Source organism: Streptomyces sp. NBC_01451, from assembly GCF_036227485.1.
Taxonomy (GTDB): Bacteria; Actinomycetota; Actinomycetes; order Streptomycetales; family Streptomycetaceae; genus Streptomyces.
Genome location: NZ_CP109479.1, coordinates 4,592,751 through 4,609,437 on the forward strand (window position 1 = coordinate 4,592,751; position 16,687 = coordinate 4,609,437).

Annotated in this window: 20 protein-coding genes; 11 read left to right on the plus strand and 9 right to left on the minus strand. The window is 69.1% G+C overall.

The annotated features are described in order from the left end of the window. Positions 1-70: 70 nt before the first annotated feature. The 6 genes from OG595_RS20125 to OG595_RS20150 form a co-directional block, all read right to left on the minus strand. Positions 71-1,039 (minus strand): phosphoadenosine phosphosulfate reductase family protein, encoded by a 969-nt coding sequence (locus OG595_RS20125; RefSeq protein WP_329273836.1) that lies wholly within the window; start codon positions 1,037-1,039, stop codon positions 71-73. 101 nt (positions 1,040-1,140) lie between these two features. After that, entirely contained in the window at positions 1,141-2,001 is an 861-nt protein-coding gene (locus OG595_RS20130; protein ID WP_329283061.1) for a DUF2637 domain-containing protein, read from the minus strand. Then, positions 1,998-2,261 carry a hypothetical protein gene (locus tag OG595_RS20135; RefSeq protein ID WP_329273837.1) on the minus strand — a complete coding sequence of 88 codons (264 nt, stop codon included), beginning with the start codon at positions 2,259-2,261 and terminating at the stop codon, positions 1,998-2,000. The genes OG595_RS20130 and OG595_RS20135 overlap by 4 nt, the downstream gene beginning before the upstream one ends. Then, complete coding sequence (locus tag OG595_RS20140) at positions 2,261-2,527, minus strand: DUF6284 family protein (RefSeq protein ID WP_329273838.1); 267 nt, start codon at positions 2,525-2,527, stop codon at positions 2,261-2,263. Before OG595_RS20140 ends, OG595_RS20135 begins: the two co-directional genes overlap by 1 nt. A 104-nt stretch (positions 2,528-2,631) precedes the next feature. Then, positions 2,632-3,012, minus strand: coding sequence for a RapZ C-terminal domain-containing protein (locus tag OG595_RS20145; protein WP_443073087.1), 381 nt, complete (start codon positions 3,010-3,012; stop codon positions 2,632-2,634). 31 nt (positions 3,013-3,043) lie between these two features. Continuing rightward, complete coding sequence (locus OG595_RS20150) at positions 3,044-3,193, minus strand: hypothetical protein (protein WP_329273839.1); 150 nt, start codon at positions 3,191-3,193, stop codon at positions 3,044-3,046. 585 nt (positions 3,194-3,778) lie between these two features. On the opposite strand from OG595_RS20150, the gene OG595_RS20155 reads away from it, so the two are divergent. The 7 genes from OG595_RS20155 (at position 3,779) to OG595_RS20185 (ending at position 9,297) form a co-directional block, all read left to right on the plus strand. After that, on the plus strand, positions 3,779-4,624 hold the full coding sequence (locus OG595_RS20155; RefSeq protein WP_329273840.1) for a sigma factor-like helix-turn-helix DNA-binding protein: 846 nt from the start codon (positions 3,779-3,781) through the stop codon (positions 4,622-4,624). A gap of 2 nt (positions 4,625-4,626) precedes the next feature. Further along, positions 4,627-5,433, plus strand: a complete 807-nt coding sequence (locus OG595_RS20160) for a hypothetical protein (RefSeq protein WP_329273841.1) — start codon at positions 4,627-4,629, stop codon at positions 5,431-5,433. A gap of 296 nt (positions 5,434-5,729) precedes the next feature. Further along, positions 5,730-5,900 (plus strand): hypothetical protein, encoded by a 171-nt coding sequence (locus OG595_RS20165; protein WP_329283650.1) that lies wholly within the window; start codon positions 5,730-5,732, stop codon positions 5,898-5,900. A gap of 10 nt (positions 5,901-5,910) precedes the next feature. Then, complete coding sequence (locus tag OG595_RS20170; RefSeq protein WP_329273842.1) at positions 5,911-6,204, plus strand: Dabb family protein; 294 nt, start codon at positions 5,911-5,913, stop codon at positions 6,202-6,204. Positions 6,205-6,351: 147 nt separating this feature from the next. Then, positions 6,352-7,245: an RNA polymerase sigma factor SigF gene (locus OG595_RS20175; protein WP_329273843.1), complete on the plus strand. Its 894-nt coding sequence runs from the start codon at positions 6,352-6,354 to the stop codon at positions 7,243-7,245. 280 nt (positions 7,246-7,525) lie between these two features. Next, complete coding sequence (locus OG595_RS20180) at positions 7,526-8,443, plus strand: RNA polymerase sigma factor SigF (RefSeq protein ID WP_329273844.1); 918 nt, start codon at positions 7,526-7,528, stop codon at positions 8,441-8,443. Between the two features lie 74 nt (positions 8,444-8,517). Beyond that, on the plus strand, positions 8,518-9,297 hold the full coding sequence (locus OG595_RS20185; protein ID WP_329273845.1) for a hypothetical protein: 780 nt from the start codon (positions 8,518-8,520) through the stop codon (positions 9,295-9,297). A gap of 52 nt (positions 9,298-9,349) precedes the next feature. On the opposite strand, the gene OG595_RS20190 is transcribed toward OG595_RS20185, so the two are convergent. Continuing rightward, complete coding sequence (locus tag OG595_RS20190) at positions 9,350-9,547, minus strand: hypothetical protein (protein WP_329273846.1); 198 nt, start codon at positions 9,545-9,547, stop codon at positions 9,350-9,352. A gap of 207 nt (positions 9,548-9,754) precedes the next feature. Here OG595_RS20190 and OG595_RS20195 point away from each other — a divergent pair, with 207 nt between their 5' ends. From OG595_RS20195 to OG595_RS20210, 4 genes are read left to right on the plus strand one after another with little or no spacing between them, the layout of a single operon-like run. Next, the gene (locus tag OG595_RS20195; protein ID WP_329273847.1) at positions 9,755-10,258 is read left to right on the plus strand and encodes a MarR family winged helix-turn-helix transcriptional regulator; all 504 of its coding nucleotides are present in this window, start codon (positions 9,755-9,757) and stop codon (positions 10,256-10,258) included. A 57-nt stretch (positions 10,259-10,315) separates the two neighbouring features. Further along, on the plus strand, positions 10,316-12,790 hold the full coding sequence (locus tag OG595_RS20200) for an MFS transporter (RefSeq protein ID WP_329273848.1): 2,475 nt from the start codon (positions 10,316-10,318) through the stop codon (positions 12,788-12,790). Between the two features lie 15 nt (positions 12,791-12,805). Then, positions 12,806-13,645 carry a YceI family protein gene (locus tag OG595_RS20205; protein WP_329273849.1) on the plus strand — a complete coding sequence of 280 codons (840 nt, stop codon included), beginning with the start codon at positions 12,806-12,808 and terminating at the stop codon, positions 13,643-13,645. Between the two features lie 30 nt (positions 13,646-13,675). Then, a complete protein-coding gene (locus OG595_RS20210) occupies positions 13,676-14,149 on the plus strand; it encodes a PPOX class F420-dependent oxidoreductase (protein ID WP_329273850.1) in 474 nt (157 codons plus the stop codon). A gap of 46 nt (positions 14,150-14,195) precedes the next feature. On the opposite strand, the gene OG595_RS20215 is transcribed toward OG595_RS20210, so the two are convergent. Beyond that, positions 14,196-14,975 carry a TetR/AcrR family transcriptional regulator gene (locus tag OG595_RS20215; RefSeq protein ID WP_329273852.1) on the minus strand — a complete coding sequence of 260 codons (780 nt, stop codon included), beginning with the start codon at positions 14,973-14,975 and terminating at the stop codon, positions 14,196-14,198. Between the two features lie 128 nt (positions 14,976-15,103). Next, a complete protein-coding gene (locus OG595_RS20220; protein WP_329273853.1) occupies positions 15,104-16,594 on the minus strand; it encodes an MFS transporter in 1,491 nt (496 codons plus the stop codon). Positions 16,595-16,687: the final 93 nt, after the last annotated feature.

Genomic DNA, 16,687 nt, shown 5'->3' on the forward strand with positions numbered 1-16,687 from the left:
CCTCTTTCGGCGTGTGAGTGGGCGTTTTCAGGGTGGTTTTCGCGCCGTGCTCTGTTCGGATAGCCGCAGCTCAGGCGGCTTCCGGGCGGGTGAAGGTGTCGAACTGGCTGGGGGTGATCAGGCCCGCCTCGCGCCATTCGGCGAGCAGGTCGGCTTGCCCCTCGATGACGTCGCACTTGGCGCACAGGCGCCCGGCTGAGCGGCGACGACGCGAGCCGGGCGGTCGCTGACCCCATGCGCAGGCGGTCAGTCCGGCCGTCTCTGCCTCGCGCTGCAACTCCCGCAAGGGCTTGGTGGCGTGGGGGTAGAAGAACTCGATCTCATCGAGTTCGCCGGGCTTGGCGAACGCCCCGCACAGGCACTCACCCGACATGTGCAGGTGAACCGTGACCTCGTTGAGCGGCAGCGCGTCCGGGGTGCACAGCAGGTGTGCGGCGTGCTCGTGCGGGAGGGTGCAGCGGTGCCGGTCCCGGTATTCACGCATGTGGGCATCGGTCCAGTGCACGATCGGAGACACCCAGATCAGGGCGCCCTCACGGTCGACCTCTTCGGCGTTGCGGAACCGGCGGTCGGTCTCAGCCCAGCGCATGCCGCCCAGGTAGACGACGTTGCGACGACGCCCCTGACGGCCGATGATCTGCCCGCGTAGGCGTTGCAGCGGCTCATCCTTCAACCTGCGGTACATCACGGAGTGGCCGGCCGGCCCGGGGAAGCCCTTCCACACCTGCCGGCCGATGTTCGCGCCCCGCGTGGCGAGCACGTTGCCGAGAACGAGATCCCGGTAGGAGTGCTTGGGCCGTAGTTCGTGCAGGGGCAGGCCCCAGGCGGCAACCACGTCGCGCACGTGGTGGGTGGTCTCGGGGATGCCGGTACCGGTGTTGACGTGCGCGATCGCATCCACCCGTTGCCGGAAGAGGTGGTTGACGACCACGGAGTCGTTACCCCCGGAGAACAAGCCGACCGTAGCGATCACCGGGAAGGCAGCCAGGACGCGATCGAGGATCGCGAACGAGCGGGCCATCGCCTCATCCAAGGTCAACGCCTCAGGCTCAGCCTCTGCTTTCGGCGGTCGGCCGGCGATGCGGTCAGCCATGCCAGGGAACATGTCCCCGGCCGGCTGACGGCGCTTACTCCGGGCAGTCACGCGGCCACCACCCCATCGCCCCCGCCGCCTGCACGCTCAGCTTTCAGCGTGTCCCGCAGCATCCGGGCGTTGACCGGAGACGTGTGCACCGCGAGCCGGATGCCCTCTGCGGTGAGCCTGGCGTCCGACCAATCGGCCGTCACCTGGCGTGCCTCAGCGAGGAGTTGATCGGGGGTGCGCCTGGATCGGGTCGGGCGGGCGACGACGGGAACCCGACCGGTCGCCCGACGCGGACGAACCGACTCAGCCGCCACCGCACCGCGCACGATCGGTTCGACCGGGACCGGATCGGGCGTCCCCACCGCAGCCGTCAGAGCGGGCGGCGGGGTCGATTCGGGCAGGTCAGGAGTAGACCGATAAGCGATAGTATCGGCCGATTCCTTCGCATTCACGATCGGGTCCGGAATCGGGTCCGGGACCGGGGTGGGGCGGTGGTGCAGCACCTTCGCGACCAGATCCGATCCGAAGTAGATCGACCCGACCGGCAGCGATGTCGCCAGCAGTACGAGCGCCCAGTTGGCGGGGTCCCAGTCGGCGAGGCGCCCCCAGTCGACCGTGGCGCCGTGCAGTTCGGGCACGAGTCCGTGGACGTAGTTGAGGACCAGCGAGGCGAGTGTGTAGGTGCCCAGCACCCGCAGCGCGAAGTCACGGTCCTTGCCGACGAGGACGAGGGTGGCGACCAGGGCCAGGGCCATCAGGCCGTCGACCACGAACGGGTAGAGGGTCGCGGCGGTGTCATCGGCGCCGACCGCGTTCGCGATGTCCCGCAGCGCGTTCCACGAGACGCGAAACGCCATCGCGACGACCGTGACCAGGGCCAGCACGAGAGCAACGCGGCCTTTGTGGTTGAGGTTCACCGCAGCCACCGCCGCTTCTTCGGCGCAGGCGCCATCGTGTCGGCCTGCGCGCGCAGCGCATCGGCCGTGCTCACCGTCGCCCGTACCGCGTCCACATCTTGTTGACGCTGAGCGCGGTTCGGGTAGGCGGTGCGTCCGATACGGTCCGACATCTGCCGGGCCTGCCCGGTCAGCGCGTCGGCCTGCTGCCGCAGCTCCCCCGCCCGACCGGCCGCGTACTGCCGCTCGGGTGTCTGCATGTCCTTGAACCGGCGGCCCATCACGCACCCACCCCCGGCAGCAGCGGAGCGGTCGTGTTGGCCAGCTCGCGGCCGGCGGCGAGCACCCGGCGGCGGGCCCTGCGGATACGGCGGACGTCCAGCTCGGTCGGGGTGCGGTCCATGGTGGTGATCTGCGCGTCCAACAGGTCGACCTGCGCGAGGATCAGCGGCATTTCGCGCTCGATGGCGTCCAGGTCAGCCGGCGTCGGCTCCATCCATTCGGCGAACGCGGTAACAGTGTCCCGAACAGTGACGATGTGCTTCATGGGTCGTGGTCTCCCTAGCAGGTGAACGGCCCGAAGCGGCGTCCCGGGGTGCCTCCCGGGGCGCCGCGCGCCGTTCTGAAGTGGGTGGGTGTGGGTGAGCGGTGTCAGCGCTGGACGACGTCCTTGTCCAGGTCGCGGTGGTGGACGGTGACGTCGTGTCCCGCCGCGCGCAGCCGCTCAGCGAGAGCGCCGGCGAAGGTCGGGGCGCGGTGGCGTCCGCCGGCGCATCCGTCGGCGACGGTGACCGTTCCGGAGCTGGGACCGGACGCGAACGCGGCAACGGCCGTCGCGGTGGCGTTCACCAGGTCCGTGATACCGGGCGTGTTCAGCACGGCGGTACGGACCGGCTCGTCGCACGCGGTCATGTACCGCAGTTCCGGCGACACGTGCGGGTCGCGGAAGTGGTGGCGCAGGTCGATGGTCAGATGCGCGGCCGGCGGCGCGTCGTGCAGATAGCCGAACGAGACGATGTCGACAGCAGCCATGCGGATCTCCTGGGAAGCGAAGGGTGAGGGGTCAGGCGGTGCGGCCGTAGGCCTCGTTCAGCTCCGTCACCGCGTCCGTGCACTCGCCGGACGTGATGCGGTCGTAGACCTCCTGGCCGATCTGCACGGCTTCCGGAGAGGTCAGGTCGGGGGTGGACTCCTGCGACGTCATGCCGGGCATGCGTGGACTCCTGAGGTGTCGTAGGTGTGGGCCAGCGCCGGACGAACCGGCCCCGGCTCCCCGCGCTCCCACCCGTACGGGCCCCGCAGTGAAGCGGGCCCGGACGGGTGGGAGAGGCAGCCGGCCGCAGCGCTATCCGCTGCGATGCCAGGAAGAACAGAGCGACCGGATCGTTCGTCGACGGTTGCTCCCGTGCGAACTGGGGTGGTGTGCGGGTGCCGTCGGCCGGCCGATCACGACGGCACCCGTTGATGTCTCTGACTCACCGGAACCCCTCTCTGAGATTGCGTGCATGGGTGTTGCTGCAAGGGGGACCAAGTCCCCACTCTCCGGCCGTTGCACGCGGTCACCGGGCCACCTCGCCAGTCGGGCCGAAGCCCTGATTTCTGGCCTTTAGCGGGTCTTGCAGCGTTCTCCCGCCCTCAGCATTTGCGCAGGTCAAACCAGCTAAGACAGCTCCACCCTCGACTTGCCTAGGGGGGCTTTCCGTCCTGCCTGTTAGAGACCATAGGCAAACTCGAACGGCTACGCAACCCCCTCTTGCGATAGAGTTCGACAGCCCCCCTAGGCAAAGGATGGAGACTCGTGCACAAGGACATGGAGCAGGTCGCAGGGACCACCGACCCGGTCGACCGAGCCAAAGCCGCGATAGACCTGATGGCGACGTATCAGGGCTGGGTGCTGGAGTTGTCACGCATCCGGCGTGAGGCCATCGAGGAAGCCCAGGCGTCCGGCATGACGCAGGCCGAGATCGCCAAGCGGCTGGGGGTGAGTCGCGGCCGGGTAGGACAACTGGCGTCCGCCGGTCCGCCTCCTGAACGCGCGTTCTTCGGCACGGACCTGGTGACCGTGTCGCTCGGTGGCAAGTACGAGGCTGGCAAGACCCCCGAGCAGAACCCCAGCGAGGTGGTCACCAGGGAGGACATCAGCAACTTTGAACATCTGCGAACGCTGCTAGGCGGCATGAAACTTGAGGCCAAGTACGAGGTGGTCCCACCGACCGGAATGATCAACCTCAACCGTGACAACCACGTCGTCATATGCGGCCCGCGGCTGTCGCCCATCGTGGCCCAGGTGCTGGAAGGGGATGACAACCTGCGGTTCGAGAAGGATCGGGCCTGGCACCTGGTAGACCAGAACACAGGGCAGGCCTACCGGTCCCCGATGGATGAGGACGGCTCGGCAGGCGACTTCGGTTACCTGGGGCGACTCCCCCGCCTGGACGGCCGGGGGACGTTCCTGTACATCGCTGGAGTCCACTCCATCGGTGCGAACGGGGTTGTTCACTACCTGGAGAACAACCTGGCCGAGTTGTACCGAGAGGTGCGTACGCGGCGCTTCTCGACACTCATTTCGTGCCGATACGATCCGAAGACGCTCGACGTGCTGGAGAGTCGGCGTGTCACCCCGCTGTACCGACATGAGGCGTGATCATGCGAGTCTCCATCGACACCCACCCCGGCGGGACCAATCCCAACGAAGACTGGGTGGCTGGCACGTCCACGCTCGCCATCGTGCTGGACGGACTGAGTACGGCGGGCCTGAACACGGGATGCCGTCACGGCGTCCCGTGGTACGTCTCGCAGCTCGGCAGTCAGCTTGTGGCGGCGCTTGCAGCACCTGACCGGACACTTGCCGCCGGGTTGGCGGAAGCCCTCGAACGGGTCGCCGCAATGCACCCTGAGTGCGACCTGAACAATCCAGGGACTCCCTCAGCCACGGTCGCAGTGCTGCGGCATCGGGGCGAAGACCTTGACCACCTCGTTCTCGCAGACTCACCGATCGTCATCGAGGGGCCGGAGGACTACTCGGTAATCACGGATCTCCGCGTCGATGCCGTCCTTCCCCAGCTCAGGGCCGAGGTCGAAAAGCATGAGACGGACACGCCAGAGCACAAGGAAGCCTTGCAACGTTTCGTGCATGCTCAGCGACAGGTCCGTAACACCGCAGACGGTTACTGGGTCGCTTCGGCCAGCCCGGAAGCAGCCGAGCACGCGCTAACCGGCACGACGCCGCTCCGGGAGGCGCAAGCCGCACTTGTCATGTCCGACGGTGCCTCCCGTCTCGTCACCGAGTACGGAATGGCGACCTGGCCCGAGGTCTTCGCGACGCTCCGCGCTGGGGGACCCCGCGAGCTGATCGACAATGTGCGGAAGGTTGAAGCGACGGACCCGACCGGTCGCCGGTGGCCACGCTACAAGTCCGGCGACGATGCCGCAGTGGCCTTCTGCCAGTGGTGACGCGCATTCGCCGCCGACCAGACTCCGTCTCAGTTTCCGTCTCATTCACCCCCGTCCAGCGCCGTTCACAGCAGTTCGCGCGCCAGTCGGAAGTACGGAAATGAACGGGCCTGAACGACCCCGGATCATGCTACGGTGACCGCAAACACAGCTCGAAAGCGAGTGTGGCGCAAGTCACCGAGGGTTCAAATCCCTCCGCTACCGCTGTAGAAGGGCCTCGCCGGATTGGCGGGGCCTTTCGTGCGACATCAGTCGGGTGTGGTCTGGTCGGGTCTGAGGGGGAGGCCGCCGTGGCGGTGAATGCGAAGAAGATTGCCGTCTATGCCCTCGTGGTCTTCGTGGCGTACGTGATCATCACGGACCCCAGGGGGGCCGCCGACTACGTCGGGATAGCCTTCGAAGGCATCTCGAACGCGGCCAGTGCCATAGGCGACTTCATGACCTGGATCGCCGACGGCGCCAAGTAGGGGAGTACATGTGATCCGCCATCTGGTCCTCTTCAAGCTCAACGAGGGCGTCCAGCGCGACGAACCGCGAGTCGAGGCGGGCGTCGAGGCCTTCCGTGCCCTGCCCGGTCAGATCGACGAACTCCGCTTCTGGGAGTGCGCCTGGAACATCACCGACCGCCCCATCGCCTACGACTTCGCGATCAACTCGGCGGTCGAGGACGGGGACGCGCTGGCGCGGTACCTGGCGCACCCGGCCCACCAGGCGGCGGCCGGACCGTGGCGCGAGTTCGCCACCTGGGTGATCGCCGACTACGAGTTCTGAGCCGTACGCCGGACAGGCGGCCCCACACCGGAACGGTGTGGGGCATTTTTGCGTCTTATGGGCCAACTCTTCCTCAACACGGTGTTATGGGGTGCTTGCACACAGTGCACATGTCTTGTGATGCTATGACCGCTTTTGACGGATGAGTTGACCGATGAGTTGACCGATGAAGAGGTGGCCTTGACCGTGTCGGCCAGTACTGCGCCACCCCAGGAAGCCACTGCCCGAGAAGCCGCTGCCCAGGAAGCCGCACCCCAGGAGCCCGCCCCCCAGCGGAGCCGGGGCGCGGACACCCGGGCGCTCACCCAGGTGCTCTTCGGCCAGCTCAAGATGATGGAGCCGGGTACGCCGGAGCACAACCGCGTGCGAGGGGCGCTCATCGAGGCGAACCTCCCGCTCGTCCGCTACGCCGCCGCCCGCTTCCGCTCCCGCAACGAGCCGATGGAGGACGTCGTCCAGGTCGGCACCATCGGCCTGATCAACGCCATCGACCGCTTCGACCCGGACCGGGGCGTGCAGTTCCCGACGTTCGCGATGCCGACCGTCATCGGCGAGATCAAGCGGTACTTCCGGGACAACGTCCGCACGGTCCACGTACCGCGTCGGCTGCACGAGCTGTGGGTACAGGTCAACGGGGCGACGGAGGACCTGACGACGGCGTTCGGGCGCACCCCGACGACCGCCGAGATCGCCGAGCGGCTGCGCATCAGCGAGGACGACGTACTGTCCTGCATCGAGGCCGGCCGTTCCTACCACGCGACCTCGCTGGAGGCCGCCCAGGAGGGCGACGGCCTGCCCGGTCTGGTCGACCGGCTCGGCTTCGAGGACCCCGCGCTGGACGGCGTGGAGCACCGAGACCTCGTCCGGCACCTCCTGGTCCAGCTCCCGGAACGGGAGCAGCGCATCCTGCTGCTGCGTTACTACAGCAACCTCACCCAGTCGCAGATCAGCGTGGAACTGGGCGTCTCCCAGATGCACGTGTCCCGGCTACTGGCCCGTAGCTTCGCGCGGCTGCGCTCCGCGAACCGCGTCGAGGCGTAGCCGGGAACAGAAACCGGATACAGGAGCGAGTCGTCACCTGGGAGAGCGAATCGCCCAGTGACGTACTTCCCGACATTTCTTGTGCCAAAAACCTCCAGACCCCCTTTTTCCAGGTCGGATCCTCGTCCCACATGTCGACATGTCACTACAGCGTGTTGCCGACATGTGACATTCTGCGGGAAGAGCGTTTGCCGTGGCTCCGGCTCCGGTATTCAGGTGAAGGCTGCGTTCCTCAGATCGGAACGTCCGCCGCGACCGTCCGCGACCCAAAGGGGGTGGCATGTCCGCAGACCAGGGCAGCTCCAAGGTGCTCACGCTCACGAAGAGCGAGTCGGCGCCCGCCGAGCTTCACGACGTCCCGGCCCTTGTAGTGGAGGTCGAGGCAGAGGCAGCCACGGCCGTCCAGGCCCTCCCGCCCGCTCCGCCGGCCACGGGGGCCATCGACACCCGCACCCTGTCCCGTTCCCTGTTCCTGCGGCTCGCCGCCCTCGACGAGAACAGCCCCGAGCGTGCGTACGTCCGGGACACCCTCATCGAGCTGAACCTCCCCCTCGTCCGGTACGCGGCGGCCCGCTTCCGCTCCCGGAACGAGCCGATGGAGGACATCGTCCAGGTCGGCACCATCGGCCTGATCAAGGCGATCGACCGCTTCGACTGCGAACGCGGCGTCGAGTTCCCGACGTTCGCGATGCCGACGGTCGTGGGCGAGATCAAACGCTTCTTCCGCGACACGTCGTGGTCGGTGCGCGTACCGCGCCGCCTGCAGGAGCTGCGTCTGGCCCTCACCAAGGCCAGCGACGAGCTCGCGCAGAAGCTGGACCGCTCCCCCACGGTCACCGAACTCGCCGTGGTCCTGGGCGTGTCCGAGGAGGACGTGGTCGACGGCCTCGCGGTCGGCAACGCTTACACGGCCTCGTCCCTGGACTCCCCGGCCCTGGAGGACGACGGCGGCGAGGGCTCCCTGGCCGACCGCCTCGGCTACGAGGACACGGCGCTGGAGGGCGTGGAGTACCGCGAGTCCCTGAAGCCGCTGCTGGCCAAACTCCCGCCCCGTGAGCGACGGATCATCATGTTGCGCTTCTTCGCCAACATGACCCAGTCGCAGATCGGCGAGGAGGTCGGCATCTCCCAGATGCACGTGTCACGCCTCCTGACCCGGACCCTGTCCCAGCTCCGCGAGGGCCTGATCTCCGACTGAGGGTCTGTGGAGAGGTCCGCCGAGGATGTCTCCTGACGGTTCACTTCTGACGAAGCATCAGCGACGATGACGCGATGCTTCGACAGACCCGCGCGACGCATACGACGCACGACCGCCGGGGCGCCATCGCCCTGACCACCTCGGCGGCCGTCGTGACCTGCGCCCTGACAGCGCTGTTGGCGGCATGCGGGGACAGCGGCGGACACGGCGAGGCTTACGTCCCGGTCGAGCGCCCGGCGATCGGCGGTACGGCGGTTGCTCCCACCGGGGAGGTGACGTTCGTACCGCTGGAGGGACGCGAGCCGGAAACAGGGGCGCCCAACTCCTCGCCCGGACAGGGCAGTCGGCCGGGCGCACCCGCGACGACGCCCCGATCAGCGGGCGTTCCGGTTTCGACAGAGGGCGCCGACTCGGCGCGTACAGGCACGAATCCGGCGTCTCCCGGGCCGGCTTCGCCGTCGGCCTCAGCTTCGACACCGACTCCGGCGACGACGCCGACGCCGACTACATCGGTACCACCGGCATCGGTACCGACACCGCCCGCCGGTCCCGCGCATCTGACCACCAGTGCGCCGGTACGCGAAGACACGGACAAGCGCTGGTGCGAGAAGGTGACGCTCGCCTTCCACAACACCGGTGGCTCACCGGTGCGTTCGGGCACGGTGACCTTCGGCACGCACATCATCGACGCGATCGGCATCGACTGGGCGACCATCGAGTCGACCGTGCCGCTTCCGACACCGATCGGGCCGGGTGCGAGCCGGGAAGCGACCTGGACGGTGTGCGTGGAACCGTGGCGGGTGCCTTGGGGGATGCGGGTGGAGACGCGCGTGGTCGGGGTGGAGTGGGCGTGAGGGCGGCCTCCGGAACGCGCCGGCCGTGTCACCGGCGCGGTTCCCGTCGGCCCTACTTCAGCGCCAGCCAGGCCACCGCCGCGACCACCAGTACGGCGACGACCACGCCGACGATCAGGCCGATGCGGGGGCCCGCCGGGGCAGGGGCCTGGCCACCGCCGCCCTGGGGGGTCTCGTCGACGAACGCTCGGAACATCTGGGTGCTGCCCGCGGGGTCGTAGTTGCCCTCGGGGCCCTGGGTGTTGGCCATGGTGCGAGACCCTAGCGAACTCGACGGGGCCCGCCCAAGTGGGCCCCCTCTCCCACCGCCCCCACCTGCGCGTTTACGTTCGCCAATACTTGCCTTTGCCAAGTTTTTAGCCCACCCTTTCCCATTTAATTTGCCTGTAGCAACCAATCTTTTCTATGGTTGCCCCAAGCAACGAATACCGGAACGGGGCAGGACTCAGGGGGTGCGGTGGCCGAGCAGACGCAGTACGAGGAGTTGGCGCGTCAGTTCAGTGCCTTCGGCGCCGTGAAACGGGAGATGGGGCGGGTCATGCCGCCCGAGTGTCCCAGCGGTTCCGCCGTCGTGCTGATGCTGCTCGACCGCTACGGGGACATGCGGATGAGCCGGCTGGCCGAACTGCTCGCCGTCGACATGTCCGTGACCAGCCGGCATGTCGCGCACGTCGCCGTGCGCGGCTGGATCGAACGGCTCCCCGACCCCGCCGACAAGCGCTCCCGCATTCTGCGGCTGACCCCGTCCGGGCAGACCCAGATCGGCGAGCTGTCACGGCGGTCCACCGAGCTGCTCGCCCACCGGCTCGCCGACTGGAGCGACGACGAGGTCGGGCAGCTCGCCCGGCTCATGGGGCGGCTCCGGGAAAGCTTCGGCCCGCAAACGACGCCGAGCACACAGGTGACGTGGAGACGCGGAGACGTAGAGGCACAGAGAGTCAAGGACGTGCAGGGCTCATGAGCCGCGACTCATGAGCCGCACAGGACGCACAGGACGCAGCACAGACAAGGAAGCTCAATGGCAACGACCACACCGGCCGGTGTGCGGGCGGCACACGCCAAGCACGGGGGAGGCTCCCACGGCTCCGCCGACGGCGCGCCGATGTCGCACCGGCAGATCATGGAAGCGCTCACCGGGCTGCTGCTCGGCATGTTCGTCGCGATCCTGTCGTCGACGATCGTCTCCAACGCCCTGCCCGACATCATCAAGGACCTCGGCGGCGGCCAGAGCGCCTACACCTGGGTCGTGACCGCGTCGCTGCTCGCGATGACCGCGTCCACCCCGCTGTGGGGCAAGCTCGCCGACCTCTTCTCCAAGAAGCTGCTGATCCAGTTCGCGCTCGTCATCTTCGTGCTGGGCTCGGCCGCCGCCGGGCTCTCGCAGAACGCGGCCATGCTCATCGGCTTCCGTGCCGTGCAGGGCATCGGCATGGGCGGGCTGTCGGCTCTCGCCCAGATCATTCTCGCGGCGATGATCTCCCCGCGTGAGCGCGGACGCTACAACGGCTACCTCGGCGCCACCTTCGCGACCGCGATGGTCGGCGGCCCGCTGATCGGCGGTGTCATCACCGACACCAGCTGGCTGGGCTGGCGCTGGTGCTTCTACGTCGGCGTGCCCTTCGCCGTCGTCGCCCTCATCGTGCTTCAGCGGACCCTGCACCTGCCCGTCGTGAAGCGTCAGGCCAAGGTCGACTGGACCGGCGCCTTCTTCATCACCTCGGCCGTCTGCCTGCTGCTGGTCTGGGTCACCTTCGCCGGCGACAAGTACGACTGGGTGTCGTGGCAGACGTACGCGATGATCGGCGGCACGGTCGCGCTGCTCGGGCTCTTCGTCCTCGTCGAGTCGAAGGCCAGTGAGCCGATCATCCCGCTGCGGCTCTTCCGCAACCGCACGATCACCCTCGCCTCGCTCGCGTCGCTCTTCGTCGGCGTCGCGATGTTCGCGGGCACCATCTTCTTCAGCCAGTACTTCCAGCTGGCCCGGGACAAGTCGCCGACCATGTCCGGCGTCATGACGATCCCGATGATCGGCGGCCTCTTCGTCGCCTCCACCGTCTCCGGCCAGGTCATCACCCGTACGGGACGCTGGAAGGCGTGGCTGCTCGCCGGCGGTGTGCTGGTGACGGCCGGTCTCGGTCTGCTCGGCACCCTGCGCTACGACACCCCCTACTGGCACGTCGCCATCTACATGGCGCTGCTCGGCCTCGGCGTCGGCATGATGATGCAGAACCTCGTGCTCTGCACCCAGAACCAGGTCTCCCCCTCCGACCTCGGCGTCGCCAGCTCGGTCGTCACCTTCTTCCGCTCCCTCGGCGGTGCGATCGGCGTCTCCGCGCTGGGCGCGGTCCTCAGTCACCGGATCACCGACCACCTCAAGGACGGTCTGGCGACCATCGACCCGAAGTACGCGTCGGCGCTGTCCGGTTCCACCTCCAACACCATCCCCGACCTCGACGTGCTGCCCGCGCCGCTGCGCACGGTCATCGAGGGCGCGTACGGCCACGGCATCGGCGACGTCTTCCTCTACGCCGCCCCGGCCGCCCTGCTCGCGCTCGTCTTCTCCCTCTTCATCAAGGAGGTCCCGCTGCGGACCAAGGGCGCGCTGGCGCTGGCGGCAGAGGAGAACGGTGTCTCCTCCGCGACGGAGACCGTCGCCACGGCGGCCGGCCAGACTGCCGGGGTCGTCACGGCCGACGCGGCCGACGCGGCCGTCAACGAGCCGGCCCAGGGCGGGATTCCGGTACGCGGTCACGTCCGCGGTGCCGAGAGCGCGCCCGTTCCGCAGGCCGCCGTCACGCTGATCTCCCTCACCGGACGTCAGCTGGGCCTCGCGGTCACCCAGGGCGACGGCGCCTACGCGCTGGACGCGCCGGGCACGGGCTCGTACGTCGTGATCGCCTCGGCGGACGGGTTCCAGCCGCAGGCCTCGACCGTCGTCGTGAACGGCGAGCCGGTCGCGTACGACATCCTGCTCAGCGGCACCAGCGGGCTCAGCGGGCTGGTGCGGGGCTCCGAGACCGGGGTGCCCGTCAAGGACGCGATGGTGATCGTCACCGATGTGCGCGGGGACGTGCTGGCCAGCGGGAACACCGGTGAGCAGGGCGAGTTCACGTTCGCCGAGCTGGTGCCGGGTGTCGTGACCGTCGCCGTGAACGCCGCCGGGTACCGGCCGCGGGCGCTGCCCGTCGAGGTCGGCGGCACGGGGGTCACCCGGGTCGAGGTGGAACTGGCGTCCGGTGCGCACGTCCAGGGTGTCGTACGGGCGCCGCACGGGCCGCTCGGGGACGCGCGGGTCACGCTCGTCGACGCGGCGGGCAACGTGGTCGGCTCGGCGACGACGGGTGCGGACGGGGCGTACGCCTTCGCCGACCTGGACAGCGGCGAGTACACGGTCATCGCGACCGGCTACCCGCCGGTGGCCACCGCCCTGACCGTCACCGGCCGCGGCACCGACGACCACGACATCGAACTCGCCCACCCGGGCGGGGAGTAACGGGAGTTGCGGGACATGACAGGCGTCACAGGGCTGAGCGCGCGGGTTCGTACGCGGGACGGGTGGGCCGTGTCGCACGCCGTCGTCACCGTGACCGACGCGACCGGGCAGCAGGTGGTGCGGGCCGGGGCCGACACGGACGGGGTCGTGCGCGACACGACACCGCTCGCGCCCGGCGCCTACACCGTGATCGTGACGGCCGTCGGGTACGCGCCCGCCGCGTCGACCGCCATCGTCACGGGGAGCGGGCGCGGCGAGGTCGGGACCGTCACCCTCGCCCGGCTCGGCGGCGGCGCCGAACTGCCGCCGCCGGGGCCGTGGACCGTCGACCCGGCCCACTCCTCCGTCGCGGCCGTCGCCCGGCACCTGGGCATCTCCAGCGTGCACGGGCGGTTCACCGAGTTCAGGGCGACGATCGGGATCGCGCCGGACGAGGTCGCCAAGTCCCGGGTGGAGGCGGTCATTTCGGCGGCTTCCATCGACACGGGCAATGGCACGCGGGACCGGCATCTGCGGTCCGCGGACTTCCTGGACGTGGACACCTTCCCCGAGATCACGTTCCACTCGACGGGTCTCACCCCGGCCGCCGGTCCCGACCGCTGGACCGTCCACGGCGAGCTGAGCATGCGCGGTGTCGTACGGCCGGTCGACCTCGACCTCGCCTACCTCGGCACCGGCGCCGACCCCTGGGGCGGCACACGGGCCGCGTTCCGCGCGACGACGGAGCTGCGCCGCGCGGACTTCGCCATGAACTACAACCAGGTGGTGCAGGCGGGGATCGCGGCGATCGGTACGACCTTGAAGGTCGAGATCGAGATCCAGGCCGTGCGGGGGGACGCGCTGCCGCAGCCGTAGGAACGGCACCGCGCGAACTACGCTTCCCGTATGGCACCGAACATCGCTACGAACACCGTCGTGTCCCTGGCCGAGCTGCTCGACTTCGTACGGCCCCGGCACCGGGCGATCCTCCTCACCCGGCGTGCGGACGGGTCCCCCCAGGCCTCACCGCTGACCTGCGGGGTCGACGACTCGGGGCGGGTCGTCATGTCGACGTACCCCGAGCGCGCCAAGACGCGCAACGCCAAGCGGGACGAGCGCGTCAGCCTCCTTGTGCTGAGCGACGAGTGGAACGGGCCGTGGGTCCAGATCGACGGCACGGCGGAGGTCATCGACTCCCCGGACTCGGTCGAGCCGCTCGTGGAGTACTTCCGGAACATCTCCGGTGAGCACCCGGACTGGGACGAGTACCGCACGGCGATGGTCAAGCAGGGCAAGTCGATCATCCGGGTCACGCCGGAGAAGTGGGGGCCGGTGGCCACGGGCGGGTTCCCGGCGCGGCTGGTGACCGAGGAGGCGTAGGCAGGCAGGAAGTAGGAGGCGGGGGCGGGAGGTGTGCGGGAGCCGTTCAGGACCTCGCCACCATCGCCTCGATGCCCGCCACCAGCAGCTCCAGGGCGAAGTCGAAGTCGCGCTCGCGCATCTCCTCCACGGTGCCGCCGCCCCGCGCCGCCATCATGTCCGCCGACTCCTGGATGAACTCGGCGGTCTCCGGGGCGGACCCGACGGCGCTCATGGCGTGCTGGAAGTAGGCGTCCTGGGTCATGCCGGCGTCCGCGCAGCGGGCGATGAAGTGGCCCTCGACCGTGCCGAATCCGTACACGAACTGGAAGACGGCGGCGATGGCACCCGTGAGGCCCCGCGCGGGCAGGCCGGTACGGCGCAGGACGCGCTGGACGGCACGTGAGAAGGCCTGCGAGTGCGGGCCGATGTTGAGGTAGGTCCCGGCGAGCGGCGACACCCAGGGGTGGCGGACCAGCAGGGCGCGGTACTCGCCGGCCAGCATGCGCAACTGGTCGCGCCAGTCCTCGTCGTCGGCGGCCGGGCCCGGGTGCGGATCCGGCAGGCGCAGTTCGGCGGAGGCCGCGTCGAGGGCGAGTTCGAGCAGGTCGTCCTTGGTGTCCACGTACCAGTAGACCGACATCGCCGTGACGTTCAGCTCGGCCGCGAGACGCCGCATCGAGAACTTGGCCAGCCCCTCCGCGTCCAGCAGCCGGACGGTCACCTCGGTGATCCGGTCCCGGTCCAGCCCGGACGGCTGCCCGGCGCGGCCACCGCCCCCTCGGCGCACGGCCTTGCCGTCCAGCCAGACGCTGGTCCGCGCCGGCCGTTCAACTGCCCTCACCATGGCGCGCCTCCCGATACATACGTCCGCTTGCAAGGATGCCAGGCCGCGGCCGACCTAAGGGGCGCGGGGAACCGCGCGACCAGCCACAGACTGCCCGCAGCCGCACAACAAGCCGAACCCCCGGGTTCCTAGGCGGCAGTCACCCGCTCAGCCCTGCGCAACAACACCGCGGCGACCACCCCACCGAGCAGCACCGCTCCCGCCCCCACCAACTGACTGGTCTCCAGGCCGGAGGCGAACGCCCGCGTGATCCGCGCCCTCTCCGCCGCCGACCCCGCCTCCGCCAACGCGCCCGGCAGGGACACCGCGGCGACAGAGATCAGCGCCGCGAACCGCGAGTTCAGGACGGCGCCGAGCACCGCGACGCCCAGCCCCTGCCCGAACTCCGCCACCGTGCCGTTGATCCCCGCCCCGACGCCCGCCTTCTCCGGCGGGATCGAGCTCATGATCGCGTGGGCCATCGCCGGGCTGGCCACCGCGGCCCCCGTACCGATGAGCAGCAGGCCCAGCAACGTACCCGCGTAACCGCCGGAGGCGACCGTCGCGATCGAGACGAGGCCCGCCGACATCGCCGTCATGCCCAGCCCGACGGCGAGCGGGGTACCGAGCCCGGCCGACCATCTCGCCGCCACACCGGTGAAGTTGAGGGCCACGATGGCGAGCGCGAGCGGCGCCGTCCGCAGCCCGGCCTCCAGTGGGCCGTATCCGAGCACGAACTGCATGTGCTGGGTGAGCAGGAAGAGCGACCCGCCCATCCCGAACGTGATCAGCACCGCGCCCGAGACCGCCCCCGTGAACCGCCGGTTCCCGAAGAAGTGCGTGTCGAGCATGGGGTACGGGATCCGGTTCTCCCAGTACGCGAAGGCACCCAGGACCACGACCGCGACGGCCGCCGGCACCAGTACCCGGCCGGACGTCCAGCCGTGCTCGGGCCCGGAGATGATCGCGAACACGAGCGAGGACATGCCGATCGTGGAGAGCAGGGCGCCCAGCAGGTCCGGGCGGTCGCCGGTCGGGTTCCTGGACTCGGGTACGAGGGCCACGACCGCCACCAGTCCCACCGCCGCGACGGGGAGGTTGATGAGGAAGATCGCGCCCCACCAGAAGTGGTTCAGCATGAAACCGCCGAGGAGCGGGCCGGTCGCGAAACCCAGTGAGTTCACCGCGGCCCAGATGCCGATGGCCCTCGGCTGTTCCTCGGGCGTGAAGATCTGCATCGCCACGGCGAGAGTGGTCGTCATCAGCAGTGCGCCGCCGACGCCCATTCCGGCGCGGGCGGCGATCAACTGGCCGGTGCTGTCGGCCAGTCCGGCGATCAGCGAGCCGACGCCGAACAGAACCAGCCCCGCGATCAGCATCTTCTTGCGGCCGTAGCGGTCGGCCGCGCTGCCGGCGGTGAGCAGCAGGCCCGACTGGACCAGCGAGTACGCGTTGATCATCCACTGGATGTCGGAGGTACCGGCGCCCAACTCCCGGGTGAGGGAGGGGATCGCGACGTTCAGGACGGTGTTGTCGAGCAGCACGGTGAGCTGCGCGAGACAGATGACACCGAGGATCAGCCAGCGCTGGGGGTGCCCCTGAGCCTGGTCCGGGAGGGTGTCCTGGGGGGACGTAGACATGTTGTACACCGTAGAACAGTTCCTGTACGGCGTACAACAGACAAAAAATGGTGCCCCGGAGCGATCTAGCTCCGGGGCACCGCCAGGCAGAAC

What these genes read in the sequence shown, in the direction of transcription:
- OG595_RS20135 (WP_329273837.1), bottom strand. Translation starts at nt 2,261, where the DNA reads ATGGGCCGCCGGTTCAAGGACATGCAGACACCCGAGCGGCAGTACGCG.
- OG595_RS20140 (WP_329273838.1), bottom strand. Translation starts at nt 2,527, where the DNA reads ATGAAGCACATCGTCACTGTTCGGGACACTGTTACCGCGTTCGCCGAA.
- OG595_RS20145 (WP_443073087.1), bottom strand. Translation starts at nt 3,012, where the DNA reads ATGGCTGCTGTCGACATCGTCTCGTTCGGCTATCTGCACGACGCGCCG.
- OG595_RS20150 (WP_329273839.1), bottom strand. Translation starts at nt 3,193, where the DNA reads ATGCCCGGCATGACGTCGCAGGAGTCCACCCCCGACCTGACCTCTCCG.
- OG595_RS20160 (WP_329273841.1), top strand. Translation starts at nt 4,627, where the DNA reads ATGCGAGTCTCCATCGACACCCACCCCGGCGGGACCAATCCCAACGAA.
- OG595_RS20180 (WP_329273844.1), top strand. Translation starts at nt 7,526, where the DNA reads ATGTCCGCAGACCAGGGCAGCTCCAAGGTGCTCACGCTCACGAAGAGC.
- OG595_RS20185 (WP_329273845.1), top strand. Translation starts at nt 8,518, where the DNA reads ATGCTTCGACAGACCCGCGCGACGCATACGACGCACGACCGCCGGGGC.
- OG595_RS20190 (WP_329273846.1), bottom strand. Translation starts at nt 9,547, where the DNA reads ATGGCCAACACCCAGGGCCCCGAGGGCAACTACGACCCCGCGGGCAGC.
- OG595_RS20200 (WP_329273848.1), top strand. Translation starts at nt 10,316, where the DNA reads ATGGCAACGACCACACCGGCCGGTGTGCGGGCGGCACACGCCAAGCAC.
- OG595_RS20205 (WP_329273849.1), top strand. Translation starts at nt 12,806, where the DNA reads ATGACAGGCGTCACAGGGCTGAGCGCGCGGGTTCGTACGCGGGACGGG.
- OG595_RS20210 (WP_329273850.1), top strand. Translation starts at nt 13,676, where the DNA reads ATGGCACCGAACATCGCTACGAACACCGTCGTGTCCCTGGCCGAGCTG.
- OG595_RS20215 (WP_329273852.1), bottom strand. Translation starts at nt 14,975, where the DNA reads ATGGTGAGGGCAGTTGAACGGCCGGCGCGGACCAGCGTCTGGCTGGAC.
- OG595_RS20220 (WP_329273853.1), bottom strand. Translation starts at nt 16,594, where the DNA reads ATGTCTACGTCCCCCCAGGACACCCTCCCGGACCAGGCTCAGGGGCAC.